This window comes from Bacteroides neonati (genome assembly GCF_000499785.1).
In the GTDB taxonomy this organism is placed as follows: Bacteria; Bacteroidota; Bacteroidia; order Bacteroidales; family Bacteroidaceae; genus Bacteroides; species Bacteroides neonati.
Window position 1 is genome coordinate 474473 of record NZ_HG726023.1, and the last position, 23367, is coordinate 497839.

Sequence of the window (23367 nt, forward strand, 5' to 3'; positions counted from 1 at the left end):
GTCTTTGTACAAGGTGTTTAAAATATTTTTTGATAATTATTCTTTTGTTACGAAATTAATGGTAATTTTGGCAATTCCTAAAATTAAAAGTATGAAAGCATTGCGTTGTATTAGTATCTTATGTATGTTATTGGTCGTTGCAAGTTTTAATTCTTGTAAAGACGATGACGATAAATCAGTTAGTGGAATAACCGACCAAAGTTGGCAGAAAGGTAGAGCTCTTGAAATTACTCTAGGGAAAGAACTATCGGTCAGTTTCAATGCAAACGGCGACTGGGAGGCAGCCTCCGGATCGGAATGGTGCAAACTGTTGGATACAGAAGGTAAGTCCGGAAAAAGCACGTTGCGCATCATGACGGCTACAACGACCAATGCGTCGCGCACTGCCACCATTACCGTCAAAGTGAAAGGATACGATTCAGAAAGCTTTCTGGTTATTCAGAATGAAACAGGAGACGCTGTTTCCGAAGATATGGAGATCAATGTTCAAGTTGATCAATATTTGCGGGAGATGTATCTTTGGAATGACGAATACAAGACCTTGCAACTGGACTTTACAAAAGACTACATGAGTTTCTTTTACGATGCATTGGGAAGCATGAAAACCAATACATTGGACAAGAAATTTACCTCTCCCGGTGAATATAGAATCTTCTCGTTTATCGAAAAGAAAAACTCAATAGCCTCATCCCGCAGTACCAAAATAGTGGAAAAAGAATTGGAGTACAGTTTCGGAATAACTGGAGTTACTCCTCTTTATGTAGAAGACAATGTTTATAATTTCTGTATTCAAGGCGTATACGCTAATTCGCCTGCCAAAGCTGCCGGTTTGAAACGCGGTAGTATCATTACACAGATTAATGGTGGAAACTTAACCTCCGGAAATGTCAATGATTATTATATGAAGTTGTTGTATCCAAGCTCAGTGGCTACCCTCCAAATTACAGACTATGATCATAAGCAGACGTCGATTACCTCTACACCGATGTATGTTGACCCTGTTATCCTCAAACAAGTCAAAGAACTCAATGGTCACCGAATCGGCTATCTCGTTTACAGTAGCTTCGATGCAGCTTTTGATGAGGAATTATTCGAGGCATTCAAGTACTTCAAAAGTCAAAATATTACTGACCTTATTCTGGATTTACGATATAACGGGGGTGGACACACGATGTCTGCCAATTTGATTGCTTCATGTATTGTCGGTGCCTCGGCTACCAACAAAGTCTTTTCAAGCCTGCGCTACAATGCCACCCGAATGAAAGCAATGAATGACAAACGTGACGATCAGTACTTTATGTACGATAACTACCCGAACCTAGGCATCTCACTCGCTGCCGGCGACTTAGGCCTTACTCATGTTTATTGCCTGGTAGGTAGTGGCACTGCTTCGTCAAGTGAACTCGTCATCAACTCCTTGAGAGGCATCAATGTGGAAGTTACTCTTATCGGCGAAAAAACAACAGGCAAGAATGTGGGCATGGAACCCGAAATGATTACTGCCAAGGGAAACACATACATACTCTATCCCATTACATTCCAATCTTACAATGCTAAAGGCTTTGGAGACTATGAAGCCGGTTTCATACCCGACAAGGGGATGGACGAAAGCGATCCGTTTGGAGAAGAAGAAGTTTTCTATGTATATAGAGAGTATGGTTCGGATAGAGAGTTCTTATATGCCGAAGCAGTGAAAATGATTACCGGCATAGATATACTACCTCAAAGTCGTAGCATTGCAGCGTACTCCATAAAGGGGAAAAAACAGAAAATGCGTACACCGGTTAAACACGGATTCGATGGTATGATTAAGATTCCTTTAGAACAATATTGATATCTGACCTTTTAAAAAAGTATAGTCTACCCGCTTTTGCTCAACTGTTGGCACAGCAAAGAGTGAAAGCGGGTAGACTATTGTTTAGTTGAATGCACTTGTAGACGATAGAAGTCTTTATTTTCCATATCTATGGCTATTTTGTACGGAACACCTGTTTCGGCCAATCGTTTATTGAGTCGATAGATGGCAGTGGTCATATTGCTTTGTGCATCTTCGCCATGCCTTTTTGTCCAATACCTCTTTAGTTTTATTTTTTCTACACGGTTTTCTTTTGCTTTCATGAACATCTGCATCAGGTCGCGCAACTGTTGAGGTAGTTTTATTCTTTTTTCTCCATGTAGTAGAAAATGACCGTGCAAACGTAACGTTGCTACCTCTAACGGAAGTGCCTCTTCCTCTTCTATGTTGCTCGTGGAGATTATTTCGTCGTTGTTCCTACTTTCTTCCGGTATTTCTTTTCGTTTCAATAAGACGATGTATATGAAAAGAATGCCACTTAAGATGATGATTTCCAGTGCCAATAGAGCATATATAAGCGCTTTAGGCATTAGTCTCCAAAGTGTGTAGCCGGAATAATCCACGTATCCAAAGTATGAAATGTGGTTCAAACTTTCGTGAATAGCATAATGTACGCGGCTATTCAGGTTCATTTTCGGCATGCTCTGAGCCATGTCTGTGCGTATTTTGTTACGGTAATCTTTTGCATGTATGTAGACTGCGTTGGGAGCATGAATGCCTCTCTTATTTAACAGCTTTTCAAAGCATCTCCTTACATCTTCACTATGCAAGGCCCTCGTCGATAGCAAATAAACCTGCCGTTTGTTAGACAAGGTCGTTTCAATATCTGTTATTTTGTTATAACAAATATATGTAGTGTCTTGTAGTGTGATTTTGTAGCGTTGATAAGTTCCTATTTTTTCCGGTTCATGGCTGCCTCCCCAGAAAGGAATGTCTTTCGTTCTAAAAGAGGCATTCTCTTGTATAGCTTCCTGTAAAAGAGATTGAATTTGTTCCTGAATATTGGTTTTCGTATACTCTAATCCATTATGTATGGTTATGTAAATTACTCCTCCAATGAATAGGAAAAGCACACTTAGAAAGTAAATAGCCGTTTTTTTCATGTGTTTGTGTTTTTAAGGTGTTTATCCGCAAAAATAAGCAAATCTGATGATTATGCAAATTTAATAGCTGCTAAATGCTTATTTATAGCTACTTATCTTTAGTTTCTTCTATGTTGATTATGACTGTAAATGTGATTTTGATCTATTTTATGATTCATTTTGTGACTCCTATGTCTTGGAAGAGTAAATTCCAGAATTTATCTTTGTTTCATAACCATAAAAGACTGATAATATGAATGTTAAATTAAAACGTAGCAAAATGCTAGGAGCTTTGCTCATAATTCTATTTACAGCAGCTCTTGTGCAAAATGAGGGGCATAGACAAAACGATATATTACTAATGGATATAGAAGCGTTAGCAGCAGGAGAAGGAAATATTGCAATACGATGTATAGGTATAGGCTCTCTCGATTGTCCGGTTAGCAATCAAAGAGTATATAGAATCACTGAACCCCTTCGCCAATATTAGTTTTATATTATTTCTCTAAATAATCGTTTGTATAGTGATAGGTTCAAGTAGTATAAACCCGTTTGAAAAGAGTGGGCAATCTAAGCCTTTATAGTTACTGTCCACTCTTGGAAAACTCGTAATTTATAGAGGTATCATAATAAAAGAAGGGGAATGATCTATGTCGCTCTAAAACAGAAGGTCATCCACTTTCTAACACCAAAAGAAAGGAGATTTGCCAAATAAGAAAGTCGTTACTTCAGGATTTAGAATAAGCGAATGCAGCATTTTCTTTTTCTACGGAAAAGGTGGTTTCCCGAAAGAGAGTCACAAGTGAATAATATAATAATAACTAATCTCATAAACAATTAATTTATGAACAAGAAATTTTTTGCGATCCTGATAGTTGCTGTAGCTGCAATGTTTGCAGGCTATAATATATATCAGTCACAGAGAACAGTTGCTATGTCAGATTTGGCATTGGCTAATGTTGAGGCTTTAGCTAGCGGTGAAGGAGATGGAGGGAATTCTGTAACTTGTTATAGTTCAAGTCAATCAAAATCTGGTGCTACTTATTATGATTGTGGCAATTGTTCTAAACAATTCAATTCAAAAGGGGTTGGATCGTCTTCTACTTGTAAGACTTAATGTAGAATGATAAAAGGTGTGTCAACAGCCGAATTTTATTCAACTGTTATTACTTTAGTAATAGCTATATGTTTTTTCTACTTTTGGCACACCTTCTTGTCTGGATACTATTCTTATTGGTTATCTGTAATATAAATATCGTTATGAAATATATTTTCATCTTCTTATTATCTATTCTTGCTGTTGCTTGTGAATATGATAACAATTTGTTTTCCGGCAAATTAGTGCGGGTAGACGATTTTGAAAAAGAATCTTATTTGAATGGAGAAATGGTTGAAATAGATACTGTGGGAACCTTTCAGATCGACTTTCTGAGTTCGTATATGATTACAACATTGTATAAACTGCCTTATTTTATTAAGGTGTATGATAGTCAAAAAAGATCTTTTTTAGGGAACTTTGCTTATAAGGGTAATGGTCCAAACGAGTTTCTTGGCTTTAGTGTTTTGAATCAACAGCAGGATTCTGTATTATGGATTCAAGATTATTATAAAAAGGAATTAACGGGTATTGATTTGCATAAAAGTATTGATGAAGGAGTTTTTGCTGTAAAAAAGAACTTTGATTATGAGAAAGTAGTGGATCCTTTGCAGGTCTTTTATTGTAATGATTCTTTGCTGCTAATTAAGAATCTCGATTATGAAAAAGGGGTTCAGTATGCTAAGTTTAATCCTTTACGTCCCAATCAAGAAGTAAGTCCGATTTTCATGTATAATACTGTTCTGTCTCAGCAAGATTTAAATGTGATGATGAGTTTAGCTGATTGTTTGAAACCGGATGGCAAAATGATAGCTAGCCTAACAGGCGTACTTAATCAAATAGATATATTGAGTTTGGAGGATAGCACAGAGAATATATCTGTAAAAATGGGTGCTAGCCCAAGTACCATAGAATATATCAGAGAAAATAGAGATAAGTTGTACGATTACTATATTTCTCTACCTCGATGTAATGACACTTTGATTTTTGCATTGTACCGTAATAAAGAAAAGAATGATAGGCTCGAATTTCATGTGATTAGCTGGACAGGTAAGGCATTGTTTAGACTCTTTGTCCGTGAAGATTTACGCGATTTTAATATTGATTGGTTGCAGGGAAAGCTTTACGGGATTACGAAGAGTGATATTGTATATGTGTATGATGTAAATAATATTATAAATAGCACGGTTTAAAAGTAAAGTCTAAATTAATCCAAACAAGTGGAAAGTATCGAAAGTAATATATCGTGCCCTGGTTATTGCGTCGATATTTTCCCTTTTGAACAAAAAATAATATGAAAACTATTTATGTATACCTGATTTTCCTATTGTTTATACTGTCCTGTAGCTCTTCGCATCGTTCTATTAATTTGGATGACGAAACGGAGATTGTTCCTCAACTGTTTAGTGATGAACTAGTCATGCCGCCTCCTACACAAATGCGATATTTAAATTCGCACCTACTATTTATGACTCCCAATGTGAGCTCTTGTATGTTGATTATGGATGAAAAGACCAAAAAGACAGTTGTATGGGGGCAGGTTGGGAATGGTCCGGATGATTTCTTTTCTATTTCTTGTGTAGGACAAGAAGGAGATAAAATGAAATTCTATGATACTAATCTACGGAAATATGCTGAGTACGAAGTATCCTTGCAAGACTCTGTTTATTTAAAGAGAGTTGAGACTCGACAGATAAATACAGGCTCTATTTCAGTGTTGAGTATACATGTCATGAGCAATGGTATGATCGTTGGATTTGCCGGATTGGGGAATGAGAAAATGTTTGTTCTGATGGATGAAAATTTTAAAGAAATTGATCGCTTTGGAGATTCACCGGTGAAGGGTCTTCCTGAAGATAATTTCATACAGCTTCATGGAGCTTTTACTTCCTATCAGAACAAATTGTTTTTTGCATCGCAGCCCACAGGGTATCTCGCTTGTTTTGTGATTAACGCCAACGGCAGTGTTGCAAAGCAGTGGGATAAGCTATTAACAGAACCTCTCTATGATGTAGGGGCATGGAAATGGGCAAAAGAAAATAAATGGGGCTTTTTTGATGTACAGGCCACCGAAAAGTATGTGTTTGCAGCGTTCAGTGGAAAATCACTATTGGACAAGGAGATATTGCCACAGAATATATTAGTCTTTACCCATGAAGGAGTGCTGATAAAAAATATCAAATACAAGAATGAGTACATAGGCCGGTTTACTCTTTCAGATAATAACAAACTATATACTATCGGAAAAGATCGTTTGATGGTGAGCGAATTGGATACTTGGGGGCTCTGAAATATTAATGGACAACAGCGCCTCCATCTCATCATCCGTGATATGCGCTGAGTTGAGAATAAAGAAAGCTGTTGTTGAGTTATAAATACCAAAGAAGATAATGAATAAATACATCTTACTATTATTTGGAGCATATACATTACTCTCTTGTTCTCAAAAGGATAAGTATCAAGATGCTCAGACTTTTGGCTTTGCTGATTTTGAAAAGGAAATAAGTATAGCAGGCAAAACGTTGGAATTTAATGATTTGGTTATGTACCCGAGTGCTATTCAGGTGTACGACTCAATATTAATTACCTTAGAAACGACTGGAGCAAAGCTATGTAATGTATACAATGTGCATACGAAAGAGAAAATCGGCGAACGGATCATGAGAGGACAAGGACCAAATGAAATGCTTATGCCCGAATTTATAGAGAATGATGGCTTGAGTGTGCAGATTCTGGATATGGCAACATCCGTTGCATATACATACGATGTAGAGGATTTTATTAAAAATCCGAATCCAGAACCGATATCCAAAGTGAAACTTGAAGAGAGTATCAATTCGGGAATGCAAGTATCGGGCAATAATATGATTGGCTATCCGTATTTCAAAGAGCGGCAATTGTACGTTTTCAATATGGATGGGAAGAAGGTAGGGGAGTTTGCCGAATTTCCATCATCTTCTATTTCCTATTCGGATATCGAAAAAACAGACGCTTATTATATGGGGTTTATTACCAATGGAAAGGATAAAACAGCTATTTGTTATTATATGACTGATCTGATTGAAATATATAATTCCAACGGTCTGCTTGAGAAGAGGATGCACGGTCCTGAACGTTTTTTCGCTTATTTCAATGAAACGAGCGACGGAGAAAACCTGTCTTCCAGTCCTGTGAAAGGAAGAAATAGAGACGCCTATTTTTCGCCTAAGCATGGCGGCGATCATTTCTTGGTTTTGTACAATGGGGGGTACATTGATGAGAAAGATCATAGCTCTTATTGTACCAAGATGTTCTCTTTCTCGTGGGATGGAACTCCGGGAAATATATATGTACTCAACGACCCCATATTTACATTTTGTGTGGATAAGCAACGTAAGAAAATATATGGGATAAGTAAAACGCCCGACTATCATATCGTAGAATATGATTGGAGCAAGGAATGAAATAGGAAAAAACCGATCGTCTTTCTGAAAAAGACCGCGAGAAAAATATAAAAGTTGGCGACTTTTCATCAAAAAGTCGCCAACTCTTGTGCAATAAATAGCACATTTTTAAAAACTTGATAGTTTCCGTACCCACCCCACAGCATCCTGTATGGTATGTTGACATAACCTCTTGCACTGTCGTGAATGGTTGTATGCTTAAGCATTCGGGGGCTGTTTTTCGCTTAGCGAAAAACAGCCCCCGAATCTATCCGGTAGTCACTATCTGTTTTTAGGCTTCGACTTGGAACTTACGGCTTACCTTCATCAGGTTAATAACGTATGTCACTACATTCTGTGCCTCTTGAATCATGGTGAGATAAACCATGCTTACTTTGATGCTTCCCGTTTGAGTCTGGATGCGTTGCAGCTCTTCGCGTTTGAGGTGAGAAAGCTGTGCATTCAGGTCATTGCCCTTGCGGATTTCATTCTCAAATCCGGTATAGTCGTTGGCTTCGAGTTTCTGGCGGCAAGTACGTATCAGGTAAGTGATGTCTTCGGCTACGTCGCTGAACTCACCCTTTTGAATCGTATCGAGCGGGTTGAAGTTATTGTCGATATGCTCCAGGCAAGGTTCGCATAAACGGGCGATGCTATATACCAGTTCGCTGGCAAAGTCGTTGCCCTGATAGTAATACAATCCTTTCTCGAGTACGGTATTGTTGTCGAGTTTGCACATGGCTGCCGTACCGGTGCGCTTCATTTGCTTGATGAGTTGCTTCTCGAACTTGGTGCTACCCATGGCACGGCGCAAACCGCGCAGGTTTTCGTGAATAAACGAGGTAACGGTGCGTTCGAAGGTATCTTCGGCATAAGCCAGCACCTTGGTCAGCTCCTCGCGGGTATGATCGCGCATCAACGCCAATGCCTCGTCACTGTCTTGGCTCTTCATTAGCTTCTTCAGTGTTTGGTTGCTCTGCTCTTTGGCTTTCTTCTTCTTATAGAGCAGTTGGCTGCGAATCAGCGTAAAGGCTGCCAGTGCAATAAGGATGATGATAGCCACTGTGCCGCCGAAGTTGATAAAAACGGCTACGATAAATGCGATAGTAAAAGCGGCAATAGCGGTTAAGAACCATCCGCCGATTACGCTAAGCACACCTGTGATGCGGAATACTGCCGAATCGCGACCCCATGCACGGTCCGAGAGAGACGAACCCATGGCGACCATGAACGTTACATAGGTAGTCGACAGGGGGAGTTTCAATGACGTACCCACAGCGATAAGCAGACCTGCCAGTACGAGGTTGACCGAGGCGCGTACAAGGTCGAAGGCGGCATCGTTCTCTATGATGGCTTCGTCTTTGCGGAAGCGGGTTTCGATCCATTGCTTGGTTCTTTCGGGTACGATGCGAGAGACTCCGTTGGCCATTCCTAAGCTGATGCGTACCAATGAACGCGCCATAGGGGTGCTACCAAAGCTCTCTTCTCCTTCGTCTTGACGAGACAGATCGACCGATGTTTTAATTACGTTGTGTGCTTTCTTCGAAGTACAGAGCGCGTAAACCATGATGGCTCCTGCTCCGAAGAGGAAATACCACGGTGTTTTGGCCGGTCCCAGAAGAGAGGTCATCAAGAATCCGTCGGGGCCTGCTGCGGTTCCGTTGGCAATGTAGTCGGTGAATGAGGAGTATCCCGCCAAGGGTACGCCGATAAAGTTGACCAAGTCATTGCCGGCAAAGGCCAATGCCAATGCAAATGTGCCCAGCAGAACGATCACCTTGAATACATTTACTTTCAGCCAGTGAAGTATCTGCATCAGGATGGTGAAGCTGATAAAGAAGGTGCTGATGATGAGCATTGTGTTCTCGGTAACCCACAACTTGTTCTCTTTGGTCATGAACGAGCTGTCTTTCAATCCTTTGATAAGCATAAAGTAGATGATTGCTGTGGCGGCAATACCACCGAAGATAGCAATGCTGTACTTCATCTTTTTCTTATAGTTGAATGTGAAGATCACACGGGCTATCCACTGTACAAGCATACCGAAGAAGAAGGCGATGGCTACGGATAGGAAGATACCCATGATAACGGATAGTGCCTTGTCGGTATTGATCAGATCGTTCATACCCAGTGTGTCACTGTTGTATGTTTTGATTAGTGCCAACGCAAATGTACCACCCAACAGCTCAAAAACGAGCGATACGGTAGTAGAGGTGGGCATACCCATTGAGTTAAATACATCGAGCAAAACCACATCGGTTAGCATTACGGCAAGCAAGATGCACATAATCTCGGCAAAGTAGAAATGTTCGGGTTGATAGATACCGTGTCGGGCGATGTCCATCATACCGTTTGACAAAGAAGCTCCGATGAAAACACCGATGGCTGCAATGAAAATAACGGTTTTGAAAGAGGCTGCTTTCGCACCTACAGCGGAATTGAGGAAATTAACCGCATCGTTGCTCACGCCGACCATGAGGTCGAAGACTGCGAGAACGAAGAGGAAAATTACGATACAAAGATAAATAGTCTCCATAAATGTGTATTCTGTTTTCTGGCTGCAAAGGAAAGAAATTCTTATTGCAGCGCGGTTTCATACATATTACAGATGTGTTTCATTTCGTGTGTTGCGAATGTGTTTCATTCTTCCTTTTCAGGTACTTATAGAAAGCGTATTGTGCGCGGATCGGTTTCTTGGTGGCGTTGTACTTAAATACATTTCGCAGATTCTCATCCACAAAGCAGGCTTTCTGATTGTCGGATAGCTGGGTTTTAAGCATATAGATCAGTTCGAGTCTGAGGTCGTGGTCGAGTATGGGAACCACAGCTTCGATGCGTCGATAGAGGTTACGCCGCATCCAGTCGGGCGAGCCTAAGAAGAGCTTCGGACTGCCTCCATTGTGGAAGTACCAGATGCGGGCATGCTCCAGAAAGGTGTCCACAATACGTGTGACGCGTATGTTCCGACTGTACTCCTGCCCAGGTATCAGGCAACAGATGCCGCGTACAATGAGGTCAATCTGCACACCGCATTGCGAGGCCTCGTATAGACGATCGATCATAACCGGGTCTTGCAGGGCATTTAATTTGAGAATGATGCGTGCAAAATGTCCTTTCTTGGCTTGCTCCATTTCGTGGTCAATGAGTTTGTTTAGTTCGGGTATCAGGTTGAAGCGGGCTACCAGCAAGCGGTTGAATATCGGATCTTTTTTGCCCATCAAGGTGCGGAAGAGGTTGAGCAGGTCGTTAACAATGATGGGGTTGGAGGTAAATAGTCCGCAATCGGCATAGAGTGTAGCGGTTCTCTCGTTGAAGTTGCCGGTGCTGATATAGGCGTAGCTGTTTACCTTCTCGCCATGAGTGCTGCGGCGGCGCACCAAGGCTACTTTGGCGTGTACCTTTAATCCGGGTATGCTATATATAATATGTATGCCTGCCGCCTTCATCATCTCGGCAGTGGCGAGGTTATTCTCTTCGTCGAACCGGGCTTTGAGTTCTACGAATACGGTTACCTTCTTCCCGTTCTGCGCAGCAGCTATGAGGGTGTTGATCACAGCCGAGTTTTCGGCTACCCGGTATTGTGTAACCATAATTTCGCGTGTAGAGGGGTCGTGCACCGCTTCGAACAGGAAATGTATGAAGTGCTCGAATGCATGATAAGGATAGTGGAGCAGCAAATCTTTTTGATCTACATACTGAAAGATAGACTCCTTCTCGTTGAGTCGGTTGAGCTTCATGGGTCGAGGCTTTTCGTTCTTCTCGATCTGCTTATTGGGATGAGGCAGGTAGCGCAGGTCTTCGTAATTGAGGTGTTCGCCACCGGGCATCAGCTCATCGCGTTGAATGTGGAAGGCGTCGACCAGGAAATCGAGAAAGTCCTGCGGCATCTCGCGGTCGTACACAAAGCGGCACACCGCACCTATCTTGCGCTTTTTTACTTTCTTCTTCACCTGTTCTACCAGATCGGCGCTGCTCGTGGTATCTTCGATTAAGATATCGGCATCTCTCGATATCTTGACACAATAGCTGCTGTCGACCTCGTAGCCCGGAAAAATGAGCGGAAGGTTGGCTTTAATGATATCCTCGATAAACATCAGGTAGTAGTTGCCTCCGTGCTGTGGCAGCTCGATAAAGCGGGGCACTTTGCTATAAGGCATTTTCATCACGAAGTAGCGAAAGGGTGCTTGCCCTGTTGAGGCAGCAGGAGCAACGGAAAGAGCGTCGGTCTGTGCTTTCGGTAACAGCCGAACGGCCAGATATAGGCGGTTGTCGCGCAAAAAGGATACGATTTCTCCTTTCGATACCGGCACGGGTTGTAGGTAAGGAAAGATCTCTTCGCGGAAAAAATCGCGTATGAACGGTTGATGAAACGGTTCTACGTGGCTGTTTTGGTAGAAGATAATGTGGTTCTTGCGCAGTGCGGGCAGTATCTTATGCTCGTAGATGCGGATACGGTCTTCCATCTGGCGGTTTACCTCGTTATTAATCTCCTCGACCAGCTCGCTGGCTGATTGTACCGTCTCTTCATCGCTCAATGTGGCGCCCGATGCCACTGCCTTATGGTCGGCTACCCGAATCTTATAGAATTCCTCCAGATTGGAGGAGTAGATAGAAATGAAATTAATGCGTTCGTAGAGTCCCAGTTGGTCGTCGTCGGCTTCCAGCAACACGCGATAGTTAAAGGACAACCAACTGATATCGCGTTTGAAGTATTGATTATTTCTTTCCATTGCATTAAGATTTTCCCAAATATACTATCTTTGTACAGATAAACAAAGAAAGTATGACAAGAATTGGATTATTATCGGATACGCATGCATTTTGGGATGAGAAGTACTTGCACTATTTTGAATCGTGCGATGAGATATGGCATGCAGGAGACATCGGTTCGGTAGAGGTTGCCGAGAAATTGGCTGCGTTTCGTCCGCTTCGTGCCGTATACGGAAACATTGATGGGCAGGAGATACGCAAGATGTTTCCGCAGGTAAATCGCTTCACGGTCGATGGTGCCGAGGTGTTGATGAAACACATTGGCGGTTATCCCGGCAATTACGACGCTTCGATTAAAGGTAGTCTGATGGTACGTCCGCCCAAGCTATTCATTAGCGGACATTCGCATATACTTAAAGTGAAATTTGACCGTACGCTGAACATGCTTCATATCAATCCGGGTGCAGCCGGACTTTCGGGCTTTCATAAAGTGCGTACCATGATACGATTTGTGATTGACAACGGTGAGTTCAAGGACCTTGAAGTGATTGAACTAGCCGGCTAATCGGTACGAATATCTTATTTTATTTTGTCATATCGGAATTCTTTCCGTTCTTTGTCTTCACACAGCATAATAAAAATAAATTATGAAAGGAATTATCCTCGCCGGAGGCAGTGCTACACGTCTCTATCCGCTATCCAAGGCTATTTCGAAGCAAATCATGCCGGTTTATGATAAACCCATGATTTATTATCCACTTTCTACACTTATGTTGGCCGGAATTCGGGAGATACTGATTATCTCCACTCCCCGCGATCTGCCTATGTTTAGCGAACTACTGGGCACGGGCGAAGAGTTGGGTATGTCGTTTAGCTACATCGTACAGGAGCAGCCCAACGGACTGGCGCAGGCTTTTGTGCTGGGAGCCGACTTTCTGGCAGGACAACCGGGGTGTTTGATTCTTGGCGATAATATGTTTTACGGACAGGGATTTTCTTCCATGCTTAAGCGCGCCGCCAATCTGGAGAAGGGAGCGTGTATCTTTGGCTATTACGTCAAAGACCCTCGCGCTTACGGTGTTGTAGAGTTTGATGAACACGGCAAGGTGGTCTCGCTCGAAGAGAAGCCCGAAGCACCTAAAAGCAATTATGCCGTGCCGGGACTTTATTTTTACGATGCCACCGTTACCGCCAAAGCTGCCTCGTTGGTCCCCTCTGCCCGGGGAGAATATGAGATAACCGATTTGAATAAACTGTATCTGACAGAAGATACGTTGAAGGTCGAACTCTTCGGTCGCGGCTTCGCTTGGTTGGATACGGGCAATTGCGACAGCCTGCTCGAAGCCTCCAACTTTGTAGCGACTATTCAGAACCGACAGGGATTCTATGTGTCGTGTATTGAAGAGATAGCCTGGCGCAATCAATGGATCTCGACCGCACAACTCATGACGTTGGGCAAAAGACTTGAGAAAACAGAATATGGCAAATACCTAATGGAATTAGCAAAATAATAAATCAACAGAACTTATAATATGAAAACCTATCTTGTGACCGGTGCAGCCGGATTTATCGGAGCTAACTATTTAAAGTATATCTTAGCGAAACATAGCGACATCAAAGTCGTAGTACTCGATGCATTGACCTACGCCGGATACTTGGGCACCATTGCCGACGATATAGACAACGAGCGTTGCTTCTTTGTAAAAGGAGACATTTGCAACCGCGAACTGGCCGACCGTCTTTTTGGCGAATACAAATTTGACTATGTAGTTAACTTTGCTGCCGAAAGCCATGTAGACCGCAGCATCGAGAATCCGCAGTTGTTTCTTACCACCAATATTCTGGGCACTCAGAACTTGCTCGATGCGGCTCGCCGTGCATGGGTAACAGGCAAAGACGAGCAAGGTTATCCCACCTGGCGCAAGGGCGTTCGTTATCATCAGGTATCTACCGACGAGGTGTACGGATCGCTTGGTGCCGAAGGGTATTTTCATGAAACCACTCCGCTTTGCCCGCACAGCCCTTACAGTGCATCGAAAACAAGTGCCGACATGGTTGTGATGGCTTATCACGATACGTATAAGATGCCGGTAACCATCACCCGCTGCTCCAATAACTACGGTCCTTATCACTTCCCCGAAAAACTGATTCCGCTCATCATTAAGAACATTCTGGAAGGAAAGAAACTGCCCGTATATGGCGATGGTAGCAACGTACGCGATTGGTTGTATGTGGAAGATCACTGCAAAGCCATCGATCTGGTAGTATGCAAAGGAGTAGAAGGCGAAGTGTATAACGTAGGCGGTCACAACGAAAAGACAAACCTCGAAATTGTTAAGTTGACCATTGCCACCATTCACCGTTTGATGACCGAACACCCCGAATACCGTAAGAAGCTGAAAAAGCAAGAGAAGAATGCCAACGGCGAAATCTCTATCGACTGGATGAATGACAGCTTGATTACGTATGTCAAAGACCGTCTCGGACACGATCAACGCTATGCAATCGACCCTACCAAAATAACCGAAGCCTTGGGCTGGTATCCCGAAACGAAATTCGAAGTCGGTATTGTGAAGACCATCGAGTGGTACTTGAATAACCAGGAGTGGGTCGAGAAAGTGACTTCAGGCGATTATCAACAATATTACGATCAGATGTACGGACGATAACCGTAGCGGTATTGATCTGTTTGTACAGACACTGACAAAATTAATTATATCATAAAACTAGAGAAACAAAATGAATCATCGATTTATGGCCTTTTGGGCGCCTCTAGCGTGTGCTTCTGTAGCACATGCAACAGGCGGGCAGCCTTCGTGCGAGAAGAGCAGTGAGAAAAACAGTCGTCCCAATGTCGTTTTTATCTATGCCGATGACATCGGCTTCGGCGACTTGGAATGCTATGGAGCAAAAAATGTAAAGACCCCTCATGTGAATCGACTTGCCGATAATGGTATTCGGTTTACCAATGCCCATGCTACGGCAGCCACCAGTACTCCTTCGCGCTATTCGATGTTGACCGGAAAGTATGCTTGGCGAGTGCCCGGTACCGATGTAGCAACCGGAAATGCGGGAATGATCATTCGTCCCGAACAATACACCCTGGCCGATGTATTCAAACAGGCCGGCTATGCAACAGGTGCCATCGGTAAATGGCATCTGGGGTTGGGCGACAAGGGAGGTGAGCAGGATTGGAATGCACCGCTTTGTGCTGCATTGGGCGATCTGGGCTTCGACTATTCGTACATCATGGCCGCTACCGCCGACCGTGTTCCCTGCGTATTCATCGAGAACGGCAAGGTGGCCAATTATGACCCTTCGGCCCCCATCGAGGTAAGTTATCGCAAACCGTTCGAAGGCGAACCGTTGGGCAAAGATCATCCTGAGTTGCTTTATAACCTCAAGTCGAGCCACGGACACGACATGGCCATCGTCAACGGAATAGGACGTATCGGGTATATGAAAGGAGGCGGCAAGGCTTTGTGGAAAGATGAAAATATTGCCGATTCAATAGCCAGCCATGCGATTGAGTTTATGGACAAGCATCAGCATGAGCCGTTCTTTTTGTACGTAGCAACCAATGATATTCACGTTCCACGCTTTCCGCACGAACGCTTCCGTGGCAAAAACAAAATGGGATTGCGAGGAGATGCCATAGCTCAGTTCGATTGGACCGTAGGGCAGGTGGTTGCAGCACTCGAACGGTTGGGACTGACCGAGAATACCTTGATCGTTTTGTCGAGCGACAACGGAGCCGTAGTCGATGACGGGTATCAGGACAGAGCCGAAGAATTGTTGAACGGACACCGCCCGACAGGCCCGCTGCGCGGCGGAAAGTATAGTTCCTTTGAAGGTGGAACGCGTGTTCCGGCTATTGTTTCGTGGCCGAAAGAGGTCAAAAAGGGCAAAGTATCGCCGGCCTTGGTTTCGCAAATAGACTGGTTGGCCTCTTTTGCTTCGCTTACCCAATCGGTGTTGCCGAAAAAGACAGCAACCGATAGTTACAATAACCTTGATACGTGGTTGGGCAAGAGCAGTAAAAGCAGAGATTGGGTTGTGGAGCAAGCTGCCAATCATACCCTGTCTGTTCGTACAGCCGATTGGAAATACATTGAGCCCAAGAGCGGGCCGGCCATGATTACCTGGGGGCCTAAAATTGAAACAGGAAACAGTCCCGATCCTCAATTGTACGACATGACAAAAGAAGGTGAGAGGGAGAATCTGGCTGCCAAGTACCCCGATAAAGTAAAGGAACTGCAACAGATCCTGGAACAGGTGCGAAGCAGTAAGGAATAAAAAGAACCGTTAGATACCCCACATCAGGGCTATCGATAGTAATATTCCCATGAGCAGCATATTGCGCGAGGTTTCGCCCAATATGCTGTTTAGTTTTTTACCGCTTCCAATCTTCACCATCTTTCGCCAGGTGACATAATGCAACGGCAGGTAAACCAGTATCGGAACGATAGCCGAACGATGCCCCTGAACGACGAATATCAAGCAGATGAGTGAGGCCGCCACTCCCAGTATCAAGTATAGATACCGCCCGAAAGGTTCGCCGAAGCGCACCACTACCGTCCGTTTTCCGCTTTGTGCATCGGCATCCCGGTCGCGGTAGTTATTAACGACCAATAGCGTGTCGATCAATAAGCCACAAATGATAGCACCCATCGTAACTTGTGGCGTCCAGCTCAACGCCTGTACATAATACGTACCGCCTACGGGCACGAAACCGAAGAAAACAAGCACCAATACATCTCCCCAACCGTTGTAAGAGAGCGGGTAGGGGCCGGTGGTATAAAAGAATGCGAATAGCACGCAGGCAGCACCCACCAAGAGCAATTCCCATCCGGCAAAGAACAACAGCGAACTGCCCACCAAGCAGGCCAAAACCACTGTCAGCCCAATGCCGCGAGTCATGGCTTGCGGTGATATCCATCCTTGCGAGCAGGCTCGTTCGGGACCCAGCCTGTCTTCCCGGTCGGTACCTTTCTTGAAATCGAAAAGATCGTTGATGAAGTTGGCGGCGATTTGCATCAAACCGGCAAAGAGAAAGCAGATGAGTGCCGGCAACCATTGAAAACGGCCGTCGGCTATGGCGAGCGCCGTACCTATCATGACCGGAATGATGGCGGCTGTCAAGGTTTTAGGACGTGCAGCCAGCAACCAGGCGTGAGGCGAATTGCGTCTTATTTCTTCCATGTATTATTGATAATTGAGCGTTGTTGAGGCAAAGATACTTCAAAATCTCGTATCTTTGCCTGCTCAATCGCAGAGAATATGAAGAAAATCCTATACCTACTTATCATTCTGCCTCTTTTGCTTTCCTCTTGTAAGTCAAAAAAGGCAATGGTATCCGTACCGCTTCCGGTACTTTCCATCGACTCAACCTATGTGGGTAACCCCGATGTAGTCAACCAATTATTTGCTCCCGATCATTCGCAACTCAAGCGACTCACCCCTGCCAAAAAGAAACGGACGGTAGCCGAAGCACCCGTTGTGGACAGCCGCATCGTTTCGCCTTCGATTGTGCTCAAAGGAACCGATGTGGTTAGTCGCGAAGTCAATGTATCGTCCGTTTATCCGGGCATCGACCGGGTGAGGCAGTATGAGTTTACCCACCGCGATGTGCCCGAGGCTTTCGAAGGTTTTCGTATTGCTTTTATCTCCGATCTGCATTATAAAAGCCTGTTCAAAGAGAAAGATTTGGCCAGCTTGGTGCGTTTACTCAACGCCCAGCGTGCCGATGTATTGCTGATGGGGGGCGATTATCAGGAGGGGTGCGAGTACGTGCCCGAGCTCTTTGCTGCCCTTGCACAGGTTAAAACACCCTTGGGCACTTATGGGGTGATGGGAAATAATGACTACGAACGATGCCACGACGAGATTGTTCGCGAGATGGAGCGTTACGGCATGCATGTGCTCGAACATAAAGTCGATACGCTGCGGCGCAACGGCGAGCAGATACTACTGGCGGGCGTGCGCAACCCGTTCGATTTGGGTAGCAACGGACAGTCGCCGACGCTTGCCCTATCGCCCGATGATTTTGTAATCATGTTGGTGCATACCCCCGATTACGTAGAAGATGTATCGGTGGCCAATACCGACCTCGCCCTTGCCGGACACACGCATGGCGGGCAGGTGCGCATATTCGGATATGCACCCATTATTCCTTCCCAATACGGTTCCCGTTTCCTGACAGGGTTGAAATACAACTCCGCCAAAATGCCTCTTATCGTAACAAACGGCATCGGCACATCCAATAAGAACATCCGTATCGGTGCTCCCTCGGAGATTGTCATCATTACGCTGCACCGTTTAAAATAATTTCTTTATTCACTTAAATGAAAACGACTATGACGTATGAATGGGCTAAAGAGATGAATTGCAACATAACAGTTTGCGATACAACAGGCAAAATTATCTTCATGAATGATCGGTCGCTGGCTAAATACGGCGATATCACCGGGCGGAATTTATTCGACTGCCACAATCCGCAATCGCAGCAAAAGATAAAGGAGCTGCTCGAAACAGGTGGGAGCAATTCGTACACCATCGAAAAGAACGGGCGGTGGCGGATGATTTACCAAACGGCTTGGATGCTCGATGGGATAGTAGCCGGTTTGGTCGAAATGGCAATGGATATTCCGGAGGAGCTACCTCACTTTGTTCGCAAGTAAGCGAAACGTAGGTTGTGTTCACTTACGATGGTCGTAACCTTTATCCCTTATGGTCGTAACCTTTGGGGTGGATGGTCGTAACCTTTGTGCTTTACGGTTAATCATGCCTTGGTGGAGAAAATACAACACGTTGTATTGGTTAATGTAAAAAAAACGATTACTTTTGCCTACAACGATTTGATAAACAGGTAATATGAAAGCATACTTTAATTTCACGACCTACATTCTCATTTTACTGAATCTTTATAGCTGCAACCCCGACGTGTTCATCGACGACTTCCGTTCATCTACTTCCCAACTGACTTTGGATGGGAATGGCGACGTTGCTGTTGTTCGTTTCAAGTCTTCCAATTGGAATGTATTAGGGATACACTCTTTTGATTCGAACTTCTCTTATTCATACAAAGTGTATGACGAGAATGGTCATCTGTTAACAGAAGACCAATTTCCACACTTGAAAGGATTCGGGAAGATTGTATGCGATGAAAAGCTCACGGACTTCGTTATTGAGCGTAGTGACCCGAACGAACTGAAGATAACAGTGGGTGAGAACGTCCGCCCCGCTCTCTTTAAACTCGGTCTGCTAGTGGGCAACGAGTATGAAACGCAGGAGATATACGTTGACATATTGCCGTCAGACAGGTATGTCTTCGATCATATCACCTATTCTTTAAATGGATACCATTATGCTCGAAAGAGTGAGGATAAAAAGAGTTTGATTGTAAACAACACTACCGATTTTCCCACTTCGGTAGTCTTTACTCCTTACGAGGATGTTCACCATGAGGTGACGTTCCAAAGCAATTCTTCCGAGGCTTTTCAGCTATTGGGCGAAGATAAACTCACCATCGAGATACCCAGTATCGAAGACAGGCGTTTGGTGATGAAGGGCGTGCAGGCACAATATGTTTCTAAGCTGCAAGCATTGCCTTTTCCCAATACGGAGCAGGGCACAATATCGGTTGCTCCCCATACCCAAAAACGCCTCACTCTGTTGCTTATGTATGACTGGTTTGAAACGGAGTACACTCTTTACGCCTTTCATCCCAAGACCAACAAACAACGGATTATCACCGGCGTGTTGGAAAGCAAAATGCCTGAATCATACTTCATAAAACGCGAGGATATCAAATGATTATAATTAGAAATGCCGAACGGCTACTGTACATTATTTGTTTGCTGATATTTTCGGCAATAGGAGCAACGTTGAACGCCCAGACAGGTGCAACGTCTCAGGTTGGTTTTGATATTCGCTCCGGCTATGTAGTTCCGACGCATCGCTTTCTGGCAGGAGATAATTTGCAGCAGCAAAAGATTGATCAATCACTGTCGTTGCATCTTAAGTACGCTTTTCGATTCGATAAAGCTTCCTATTGGGGGAAGATGTATCCCCATGCGTATCAGGGAATAGGTGTTTCGTATCATACTTTTTTCTCTCCTGCCGAGTTGGGCAATCCGGTGTCGGTATACGCTTTTCAAGGAGCACCTATTGTGCGGTTTTCGCCTCGGTTGTCATTCGATTACGAGTGGAATTTCGGGGCTTCTTTCGGTTGGAAGAAATACGACCCGCAATACAATTTACAGAATGAAGTGGTCGGTTCTAAAATCAATGCATACATAAATCTGGGTTTTGTCTTGAACTGGCAGCTTCATCGGCAATGGAGATTGGCAGCAGGCGTAGACCTCACGCATTTCTCCAATGGAAACACGAATTATCCGAATGCAGGTGTTAACATTATCGGAGGCCGTATCGGCATTGTGCGTACTTTTGGGGAGGATGCTGTGGTGGATGGAACAGCCGCTTCCAAACAGATGTCTGTGAAGCCGCACGTCAGCTATGACTTGGTGGTATACGGAGCCACTCACAAAAAAGGATATGTAAAAGATGGTACGCCGACTTTGATTCCCGGCTCGTTCGGTATAGTGGGGCTTAATTTTGCTTCGATGTATAACTTCAATAACTATTTCCGGGCGGGAGTCTCGGTAGATGCGCAGTATGACGAGGGTGCTAATATCAAGGACTACCAAATAGGAGGAAGCCCTTCGGACGATTTAAAGTTTTACCGTCCTCCTTTTTGTAAACAATTTGCAGCGGGGTTGTCTCTTCGCGCAGAACTGGTGATGCCTATTTTCTCCATCAATGCCGGTATCGGCCGAAATCTGATGTATAGTGGTGATGACATGAAAGGTTTCTATCAGGTTCTGGCTATTAAAACTTACGTCACCCGCCATATGTTTCTACACGTAGGATATCAGTTGAGCCGGTTCAAAGATCCCAATAACCTGATGTTGGGAATTGGATATCGGTTCCATGATAAGCGGTAAAGAGCGTTATCGCTTTGCAGAGCCATCTTCCTCCCGGATACGCCGGAAAGCGGCGGGATGCAGAAAGTACCTCACGTCTTTTTGAGCTGCCAACGATTGGCGAATGAAGGTCGAACTGATCTCGAATGTAGGCGAGTGAACCAAGCGAACGTTCTCGGGCAGTTCATCGGCTTGTATCGCACAGCCCGGACGGGGGTAGATCAATAGCTTGTTTTCTGTAATAATGCGTTGCGGCTCGCGCCATTGTTCGAAGAGATTCCAATTGTCCGAACCGATGATAAGGATAAACTCGCGTTCGGGGTAAGCCTCTTTGAGGCGGTCTAATGTAGTAATGGTATAGGATGGGCGAGGAAGGTGGAACTCGAAGTCCGAAGCACGAAACTTCGGGTAGCCTTCGATGGAGAGTTGCACCAGTTGAAGGCGCAACTCGTCCGGCCAAAGGTCTGTTTGTTCTTTCAACGGATTGTGCGGACTGACCATAAACCAGAGTTCGTCCAGCCCCTCAAACTCACATAGGTAATTGGCCAGTGCCAGGTGCCCGATGTGGATGGGGTTGAAAGAACCGCTGAATATTCCGGTTTTTTGCTTTTCCATACGTGTCCGTTGTTCTCTCCGACGGTTTATTCGGCCAGAAAATCCTTGATTACCTGCAAGGTATCGGCTTTGGCTTTCTCTAAATCGTCGTTAATGATTACTTTATCGAATTTGGGGGCAAAGGTCAATTCATATTCGGCCTTAGCCACCCGGCTCTCAATCACTTCGGGGGCATCGGTTGCACGGCCTATCAAGCGTTTACGTAGCTCTTCGATCGATGGCGGTTGAATAAAGATCGACAAGGCGCGGTTCCCGTAAAACTTCTTGATGTTGCATCCGCCAACCACATCTACATCGAATACGACGTTTTGTCCGGCGGCCAGTTGGCTTTCGACTTGTGCTTTGAGCGTGCCGTAATACCGGTCGGTATACACCTCCTCGTATTCGAGAAACTCATCGTTGCCAATCCGTTCGCGAAACTCATCGGGCGAAAGGAAAAAATACTCTATCCCGTGCTGCTCCGTTCCGCGGGGCGGACGGCTGGTAGCCGATATGGAGAAGGCGAGGTTTAAGTTTTGCGTCAGCAGGTAATTAATGATTGTCGACTTTCCTGCTCCCGATGGCGCAGAGAAAATAATTAACTTTCCATTCATACTCTCTTGGTTTCCGATACTTACATTACGTTCAGTACCTGTTCTTTGATTTGTTCAAGTTCGTCTTTCATCTGCACCACGATCTTTTGCATTTCTGCATGGTTCGATTTGCTACCCAATGTATTGATCTCGCGACCCATTTCCTGTGCAATGAATCCCAGCTTCTTTCCTTGTCCGGTGCCGTTCTCCATTGTGTTGATGAAGTATTTCAGGTGGTTCTTAAGACGTTGTTTCTCCTCGTTGATATCCAACTTCTCGATGTAGAATATAAGCTCTTGTTCGAGGCGGTTCTTATCGTAATCTACCTGAAGGGTTTTCTCCAGTGCATCGGTGATACGTTCTCTTACCTTGTCTACGCGCTCCTTTTCGTAGGGAGTAACCGATTCTAACAAACTGGCTATGTTTGCAATCTTCTCGCGGAACTTCTTTTCGAGGGCTGCACCCTCTTGTTTACGGAAGTCGAGCAAATGACCGATAGCCTCTTGAATACCGGCATATACATCTTTCCATTCATCTTCGGTGAGTTCTACTACTTCGGTTTTGGTCATCACGTCGGGCATGCGCAATAAGATCTGAAACCAATCACTTGGCACCGGTATGTTGAGGCTGTCGGAAATACTCAGGATCTGATTGTAATATCCCTCTACCAATGCTTGGTTGATGGGGGCAATGTTTTCCTGGTTCTCCTTTTTGTCGATCCATAAGCTGAAATCGACTTTACCACGTTCGAGCGTACGGGCTATTTCGTTACGAATTTCAATCTCCTTTTCGCGGTAGGCAGGAGCTATACGGGCCGATAAATCCATCGCTTTGCTATTAAGCGATTTAATTTCTATATTAATTTTCTTGTCGGATATTTCGGCGGTAGCTTTGCCGTATCCTGTCATGGAGTGTATCATAAGATGTATGATTAGTATATGACTGCAAAAGTACATGAATATTTTAAGATTATTGCGCTAAACGATAGAAAATCCAATTTCTCGTTCGGTGGTGGCGGTTTATTCGTCGTC

21 protein-coding genes are annotated in these 23367 nt (G+C 44.3%); 14 read left to right on the forward strand and 7 right to left on the reverse strand.

Annotation, left to right across the window (positions count from 1 at the left end; genetic code table 11):
* Window positions 1-91: 91 nt before the first annotated feature.
* A complete protein-coding gene (locus TY03_RS14590) occupies window positions 92-1834 on the forward strand; it encodes a S41 family peptidase (RefSeq protein WP_042371430.1) in 1743 nt (580 codons plus the stop codon).
* A gap of 77 nt (window positions 1835-1911) precedes the next feature.
* On the opposite strand, the gene TY03_RS14595 is transcribed toward TY03_RS14590, so the two are convergent.
* Complete coding sequence (locus TY03_RS14595) at window positions 1912-2958, reverse strand: hypothetical protein (protein ID WP_042371208.1); 1047 nt, start codon at window positions 2956-2958, stop codon at window positions 1912-1914.
* A gap of 232 nt (window positions 2959-3190) precedes the next feature.
* On the opposite strand from TY03_RS14595, the gene TY03_RS14600 reads away from it, so the two are divergent.
* From TY03_RS14600 to TY03_RS14615, 5 genes are all read left to right on the forward strand, one after another.
* The gene (locus TY03_RS14600; RefSeq protein WP_042371210.1) at window positions 3191-3427 is read left to right on the forward strand and encodes a hypothetical protein; all 237 of its coding nucleotides are present in this window, start codon (window positions 3191-3193) and stop codon (window positions 3425-3427) included.
* A gap of 354 nt (window positions 3428-3781) precedes the next feature.
* Window positions 3782-4054: an NVEALA domain-containing protein gene (locus tag TY03_RS21965; protein WP_074434185.1), complete on the forward strand. Its 273-nt coding sequence runs from the start codon at window positions 3782-3784 to the stop codon at window positions 4052-4054.
* A 143-nt stretch (window positions 4055-4197) separates the two neighbouring features.
* Window positions 4198-5226, forward strand: a complete 1029-nt coding sequence (locus tag TY03_RS14605; protein WP_148335669.1) for a hypothetical protein — start codon at window positions 4198-4200, stop codon at window positions 5224-5226.
* Window positions 5227-5327: 101 nt separating this feature from the next.
* A complete protein-coding gene (locus tag TY03_RS14610) occupies window positions 5328-6323 on the forward strand; it encodes a TolB-like 6-bladed beta-propeller domain-containing protein (RefSeq protein ID WP_042371214.1) in 996 nt (331 codons plus the stop codon).
* A gap of 100 nt (window positions 6324-6423) precedes the next feature.
* Complete coding sequence (locus tag TY03_RS14615) at window positions 6424-7476, forward strand: BF3164 family lipoprotein (RefSeq protein WP_042371215.1); 1053 nt, start codon at window positions 6424-6426, stop codon at window positions 7474-7476.
* A 271-nt stretch (window positions 7477-7747) separates the two neighbouring features.
* Here TY03_RS14615 and TY03_RS14620 read toward each other — a convergent pair whose 3' ends face one another.
* Both TY03_RS14620 and TY03_RS14625 read right to left on the reverse strand, forming a co-directional pair.
* On the reverse strand, window positions 7748-9991 hold the full coding sequence (locus TY03_RS14620; protein WP_042371217.1) for an inorganic phosphate transporter: 2244 nt from the start codon (window positions 9989-9991) through the stop codon (window positions 7748-7750).
* 79 nt (window positions 9992-10070) lie between these two features.
* Window positions 10071-12185 carry an RNA degradosome polyphosphate kinase gene (locus TY03_RS14625; protein ID WP_042371219.1) on the reverse strand — a complete coding sequence of 705 codons (2115 nt, stop codon included), beginning with the start codon at window positions 12183-12185 and terminating at the stop codon, window positions 10071-10073.
* A gap of 53 nt (window positions 12186-12238) precedes the next feature.
* Between TY03_RS14625 and TY03_RS14630 the strand changes: the two genes are divergently transcribed.
* The 4 genes from TY03_RS14630 to TY03_RS14645 all read left to right on the forward strand — a co-directional run bounded on the left by TY03_RS14630 (window position 12239) and on the right by TY03_RS14645 (window position 16461).
* A complete protein-coding gene (locus TY03_RS14630) occupies window positions 12239-12730 on the forward strand; it encodes a metallophosphoesterase family protein (RefSeq protein WP_042371221.1) in 492 nt (163 codons plus the stop codon).
* Between the two features lie 82 nt (window positions 12731-12812).
* Window positions 12813-13676 (forward strand): glucose-1-phosphate thymidylyltransferase RfbA, encoded by an 864-nt coding sequence (rfbA, locus tag TY03_RS14635; RefSeq protein ID WP_042371224.1) that lies wholly within the window; start codon window positions 12813-12815, stop codon window positions 13674-13676.
* Between the two features lie 21 nt (window positions 13677-13697).
* Entirely contained in the window at window positions 13698-14834 is a 1137-nt protein-coding gene (gene rfbB / locus TY03_RS14640) for a dTDP-glucose 4,6-dehydratase (protein WP_042371226.1), read from the forward strand.
* A gap of 70 nt (window positions 14835-14904) precedes the next feature.
* The gene (locus TY03_RS14645) at window positions 14905-16461 is read left to right on the forward strand and encodes a sulfatase family protein (RefSeq protein WP_394330888.1); all 1557 of its coding nucleotides are present in this window, start codon (window positions 14905-14907) and stop codon (window positions 16459-16461) included.
* A gap of 9 nt (window positions 16462-16470) precedes the next feature.
* Here TY03_RS14645 and TY03_RS14650 read toward each other — a convergent pair whose 3' ends face one another.
* Window positions 16471-17367 carry a 1,4-dihydroxy-2-naphthoate polyprenyltransferase gene (locus tag TY03_RS14650; protein ID WP_042371229.1) on the reverse strand — a complete coding sequence of 299 codons (897 nt, stop codon included), beginning with the start codon at window positions 17365-17367 and terminating at the stop codon, window positions 16471-16473.
* A 78-nt stretch (window positions 17368-17445) separates the two neighbouring features.
* Here TY03_RS14650 and TY03_RS14655 point away from each other — a divergent pair, with 78 nt between their 5' ends.
* The 4 genes from TY03_RS14655 (at window position 17446) to TY03_RS14670 (ending at window position 21170) form a co-directional block, all read left to right on the forward strand.
* Window positions 17446-18492: a metallophosphoesterase gene (locus TY03_RS14655; protein ID WP_042371231.1), complete on the forward strand. Its 1047-nt coding sequence runs from the start codon at window positions 17446-17448 to the stop codon at window positions 18490-18492.
* Between the two features lie 29 nt (window positions 18493-18521).
* Window positions 18522-18845, forward strand: a complete 324-nt coding sequence (locus TY03_RS14660; RefSeq protein WP_042371233.1) for a PAS domain-containing protein — start codon at window positions 18522-18524, stop codon at window positions 18843-18845.
* A 193-nt stretch (window positions 18846-19038) separates the two neighbouring features.
* Window positions 19039-19980 carry a hypothetical protein gene (locus TY03_RS14665; protein WP_042371235.1) on the forward strand — a complete coding sequence of 314 codons (942 nt, stop codon included), beginning with the start codon at window positions 19039-19041 and terminating at the stop codon, window positions 19978-19980.
* Complete coding sequence (locus tag TY03_RS14670) at window positions 19977-21170, forward strand: acyloxyacyl hydrolase (protein ID WP_042371237.1); 1194 nt, start codon at window positions 19977-19979, stop codon at window positions 21168-21170. Before TY03_RS14665 ends, TY03_RS14670 begins: the two co-directional genes overlap by 4 nt.
* Window positions 21171-21176: 6 nt before the next feature.
* Here the strand turns inward: TY03_RS14670 and nadD are convergent, their stop codons facing one another.
* From nadD to TY03_RS14685, 3 genes are read right to left on the reverse strand one after another with little or no spacing between them, the layout of a single operon-like run.
* Window positions 21177-21764 carry a nicotinate (nicotinamide) nucleotide adenylyltransferase gene (nadD, locus tag TY03_RS14675; protein WP_042371238.1) on the reverse strand — a complete coding sequence of 196 codons (588 nt, stop codon included), beginning with the start codon at window positions 21762-21764 and terminating at the stop codon, window positions 21177-21179.
* Between the two features lie 26 nt (window positions 21765-21790).
* The gene (gene gmk / locus TY03_RS14680) at window positions 21791-22357 is read right to left on the reverse strand and encodes a guanylate kinase (protein ID WP_042371239.1); all 567 of its coding nucleotides are present in this window, start codon (window positions 22355-22357) and stop codon (window positions 21791-21793) included.
* 20 nt (window positions 22358-22377) lie between these two features.
* A complete protein-coding gene (locus TY03_RS14685; RefSeq protein ID WP_042371240.1) occupies window positions 22378-23256 on the reverse strand; it encodes a YicC/YloC family endoribonuclease in 879 nt (292 codons plus the stop codon).
* Window positions 23257-23367: the final 111 nt, after the last annotated feature.

Coding starts and splice junctions, on each gene's coding strand:
- TY03_RS14590 (WP_042371430.1), top strand. CDS start 92: ATGAAAGCATTGCGTTGTATTAGTATCTTATGTATGTTATTGGTCGTT.
- TY03_RS14595 (WP_042371208.1), bottom strand. CDS start 2,958: ATGAAAAAAACGGCTATTTACTTTCTAAGTGTGCTTTTCCTATTCATT.
- TY03_RS14600 (WP_042371210.1), top strand. CDS start 3,191: ATGAATGTTAAATTAAAACGTAGCAAAATGCTAGGAGCTTTGCTCATA.
- TY03_RS21965 (WP_074434185.1), top strand. CDS start 3,782: ATGAACAAGAAATTTTTTGCGATCCTGATAGTTGCTGTAGCTGCAATG.
- TY03_RS14605 (WP_148335669.1), top strand. CDS start 4,198: ATGAAATATATTTTCATCTTCTTATTATCTATTCTTGCTGTTGCTTGT.
- TY03_RS14610 (WP_042371214.1), top strand. CDS start 5,328: ATGAAAACTATTTATGTATACCTGATTTTCCTATTGTTTATACTGTCC.
- TY03_RS14615 (WP_042371215.1), top strand. CDS start 6,424: ATGAATAAATACATCTTACTATTATTTGGAGCATATACATTACTCTCT.
- TY03_RS14620 (WP_042371217.1), bottom strand. CDS start 9,991: ATGGAGACTATTTATCTTTGTATCGTAATTTTCCTCTTCGTTCTCGCA.
- TY03_RS14625 (WP_042371219.1), bottom strand. CDS start 12,185: ATGGAAAGAAATAATCAATACTTCAAACGCGATATCAGTTGGTTGTCC.
- TY03_RS14630 (WP_042371221.1), top strand. CDS start 12,239: ATGACAAGAATTGGATTATTATCGGATACGCATGCATTTTGGGATGAG.
- rfbA (WP_042371224.1), top strand. CDS start 12,813: ATGAAAGGAATTATCCTCGCCGGAGGCAGTGCTACACGTCTCTATCCG.
- rfbB (WP_042371226.1), top strand. CDS start 13,698: ATGAAAACCTATCTTGTGACCGGTGCAGCCGGATTTATCGGAGCTAAC.
- TY03_RS14645 (WP_394330888.1), top strand. CDS start 14,905: ATGAATCATCGATTTATGGCCTTTTGGGCGCCTCTAGCGTGTGCTTCT.
- TY03_RS14650 (WP_042371229.1), bottom strand. CDS start 17,367: ATGGAAGAAATAAGACGCAATTCGCCTCACGCCTGGTTGCTGGCTGCA.
- TY03_RS14655 (WP_042371231.1), top strand. CDS start 17,446: ATGAAGAAAATCCTATACCTACTTATCATTCTGCCTCTTTTGCTTTCC.
- TY03_RS14660 (WP_042371233.1), top strand. CDS start 18,522: ATGACGTATGAATGGGCTAAAGAGATGAATTGCAACATAACAGTTTGC.
- TY03_RS14665 (WP_042371235.1), top strand. CDS start 19,039: ATGAAAGCATACTTTAATTTCACGACCTACATTCTCATTTTACTGAAT.
- TY03_RS14670 (WP_042371237.1), top strand. CDS start 19,977: ATGATTATAATTAGAAATGCCGAACGGCTACTGTACATTATTTGTTTG.
- nadD (WP_042371238.1), bottom strand. CDS start 21,764: ATGGAAAAGCAAAAAACCGGAATATTCAGCGGTTCTTTCAACCCCATC.
- gmk (WP_042371239.1), bottom strand. CDS start 22,357: ATGAATGGAAAGTTAATTATTTTCTCTGCGCCATCGGGAGCAGGAAAG.
- TY03_RS14685 (WP_042371240.1), bottom strand. CDS start 23,256: ATGATACACTCCATGACAGGATACGGCAAAGCTACCGCCGAAATATCC.